The organism is Clostridium senegalense JC122, from assembly GCF_000285575.1.
GTDB lineage: Bacteria > Bacillota > Clostridia > Clostridiales > Clostridiaceae > Clostridium_J > Clostridium_J senegalense.
This window is the reverse complement of sequence record NZ_CAEV01000125.1, coordinates 1-1,390: the sequence shown is the minus strand read 5'-3', so window position 1 is coordinate 1,390 and position 1,390 is coordinate 1. Positions and strand designations below refer to the sequence as shown.

3 protein-coding genes, 1 tRNA gene and 1 rRNA gene are annotated in these 1,390 nt (G+C 24.8%); all 5 read left to right on the top strand.

Translation table 11 applies throughout. From position 1 onward, the window contains the following. The first annotated feature begins 73 nt into the window (after positions 1–73). Positions 74–191, top strand: a 5S ribosomal RNA gene (rrf, locus tag CSGHG_RS19130). A 5-nt stretch (positions 192–196) separates the two neighbouring features. Beyond that, positions 197–272 (top strand) — tRNA-Lys (locus tag CSGHG_RS19125). A gap of 128 nt (positions 273–400) precedes the next feature. Further along, positions 401–832 carry a hypothetical protein gene (locus CSGHG_RS19120; protein ID WP_010291402.1) on the top strand — a complete coding sequence of 144 codons (432 nt, stop codon included), beginning with the start codon at positions 401–403 and terminating at the stop codon, positions 830–832. Positions 833–854: 22 nt separating this feature from the next. Continuing rightward, the gene (locus tag CSGHG_RS22910; protein ID WP_155844715.1) at positions 855–1,016 is read left to right on the top strand and encodes a hypothetical protein; all 162 of its coding nucleotides are present in this window, start codon (positions 855–857) and stop codon (positions 1,014–1,016) included. Between the two features lie 11 nt (positions 1,017–1,027). Next, a complete protein-coding gene (locus CSGHG_RS19115; RefSeq protein WP_010291399.1) occupies positions 1,028–1,270 on the top strand; it encodes a hypothetical protein in 243 nt (80 codons plus the stop codon). Positions 1,271–1,390: the final 120 nt, after the last annotated feature.

Genomic DNA, 1,390 nt, shown 5'->3' with positions numbered 1-1,390 from the left:
ATTAAATTTTAAATTAAATAATATCCGTTAATGTCAACAGTGGATTTTTAATATTGTTTGATGTATATATTTATCTGGTAATTATAGTTGTAAGGGTAACACTCCTTTCCATTCCGAACAGGTCGGTTAAGCCTTATAACGCTGAGAGTACTGCATGGGAGACTGTGTGGGAGGGTAAGTTGTTGCCAGGTAACATGGTTCACTAGCTCAGTTGGTAGAGCACATGACTTTTAATCATGGTGTCCGGGGTTCGATTCCCCGGTGAGCCACCAAGTCGTAGTAATTATACTACGACTTTTTTTATATTAAAAAATAAAAATTTTATAAATTTTAATATGTAGAGAATAATTATATTTATTTAGTTAAAAATACAATATAAAAATAACTTAAGGGTGATAAAATGAGTTATGATAAATTTTTAAGAACAAATGACAGTATAAAGGGGTATAAGTATATAAAAAGAAAAATAGATAATATTGATGAGGATTTCATAATTAATGGATTTCAATATTGGTGTGTATTTAGAGAAATAGATGCAATTGCTTGTGCAGTTTACATTTTAGAAGTTTTGGATGATGTAGAAAATTTAAAGGAGATTCCATACTTAGAGAAATCATACAACTATTTATATCATATAGTTGATAGAGAGGAAATATTTAATGCAGAAGAAGAAGGGATTTATAACAAAATTTTAGATATAGCTTCTATATTAAAATATGCTAATGTATATGGGAAAAGTGGTTGTGATTTAAATAAAAAAAGCTTACAATATACATTAAAAGGAATAATAGATGAAATAAAATATTTCATAACTAGTTTTAAAAAGAAATAAGATTTATTATAGGGGTGGGAATATGGCATCAAAAAATATTTTAATAAACTTAGCAAAAGATGATTTTGAAAAAGATGAAGAAATAATTTCTATAGTAAGTGGAGCTTTTGAAAAACACATTAATGGTAAAAATACTGTTAGAGCAGGCTTAGTAATTGCAACAAATAAAAAATTAGATTTATAAGTAAAAGATTTTTGAAGATATATAAGGATATTATTGAATATAATATTATAGATGATGTAGAAGTGTCAGAAGAAAAGCTAGGTTATAGAATATTTTTAAAGGGTAAAATACAATCCTTTGTAATTGAATTTGGGGAGTGTGAAGATATTAATAAATTTATTTCATATATAAATAATAAAAATAATTGTAATAAAATAGTCAGTGAAAACATATATTATAATCATAATAAAACATCGATGTTATATTATTTTTAGAATAGGTGTTAAAAAGTTTAACTAAATTCCTATAATTTAATAGGTTCGCATATTTTGCATTTAAGTATTATATAAATATCTAATTTTGTATAATGTATCAAAGTTATTTATTCAAAAGCT